Source organism: Amaricoccus sp. W119 (assembly GCF_047275745.1).
Classification (GTDB): domain Bacteria; phylum Pseudomonadota; class Alphaproteobacteria; order Rhodobacterales; family Rhodobacteraceae; genus Amaricoccus.
In genome coordinates, this window is the sequence record NZ_JBKQWU010000184.1 from 1 (window position 1) to 1043 (window position 1043).

Sequence of the window (1043 nt, forward strand, 5' to 3'; positions counted from 1 at the left end):
GCCGCAAGCGGGAAACTCTAGTCGGGCTACGCCCTCCCGCCGTTCCCCGCTTGCGGCGCCAAGTGGCCTACTTTTGCGCCGCCCAACGGCCTGGTTTTGCTCCGCCGTTGACACTACAAGGACCTCTCAGGCTTCGACTTCGCCGCGAGCGAGGTCAACGAGGCCACCATCCGGCAGCTGCATCGCTGCGAGTTCCTGGACGGCGCGCACAACGTGGTCCTGATCGGCGGGCCGGGCACCGGCAAGACGCATCTCGCGACCGCCCTCGGCGTCCAGGCCGTCGAGCACCATCGCAAGAAGGTCCGCTTCTTCTCCACCGTCGAGCTCGTCAACACGCTCGAGCAGGAGAAGGCCAAGGGCAAGGCCGGGCAGATCGCCGAGAGCCTCCTGCGCGCCGACCTCGTGATCCTCGACGAGCTCGGCTACCTGCCGTTCAGCGCCTCAGGCGGCGCGCTGCTCTTCCATCTCCTGAGCAAGCTCTACGAGCGCACCAGTGTCGTCCTCACCACCAACCTCAGCTTCAGCGAATGGGCCACGGTCTTCGGCGACACCAAGATGACCACCGCGCTCCTCGATCGGCTCACCCACCGCTGCCATATCCTGGAGACAGGCAACGACAGCTTCCGCTTCAAGGCAAGTTCCGCCGCAGCAACCCGAAAAAAGAAGGAGACCAACCCCGTCTTGACCCAAGCATGACCCCTTCAGCATAACCTCAAGCTGGGTCACTTCTCGATGGAAACCCCGGGTCAGTTCTGGGTGAAAATCAACACCGTAGCCGCCGACGAGAACGACGCTGAGCACTGGGAAGAGCACGACGGCGAGGAGAATGAACGCGCGGCGCTCCTCGGTCTTAGTCGTCGGTACATTGGCGCGGGTCATGCGCAGGCCCTCCCAGGTACTGGCATGCCGCTTTTTTAGCCTGCGTTCATGTACCGCCCCCGGATCCTGAGACACCTGATTGCGCTTACGCGGCCAGCGGGATCGTGTCCATCTGGTCGCGTCGGAATTGGGCTGGGGAGCGGTGTCCGTGCCGCTCGATCAGC

The 1043-nt window shown here is 64.0% G+C and carries 2 pseudogenes; one reads left to right on the top strand and one right to left on the bottom strand.

What is annotated here, in order from left to right:
* Positions 1 to 114 precede the first annotated feature (114 nt).
* A pseudogene (gene istB / locus ACLJK8_RS22865) lies at positions 115 to 696 on the top strand (IS21-like element helper ATPase IstB); the annotation flags it as partial.
* A gap of 84 nt (positions 697 to 780) precedes the next feature.
* Here the strand turns inward: istB and ACLJK8_RS22870 are convergent.
* Positions 781 to 879, bottom strand: a pseudogene (locus ACLJK8_RS22870) (hypothetical protein); the annotation flags it as partial.
* Between the last annotated feature and the right edge of the window lie 164 nt (positions 880 to 1043).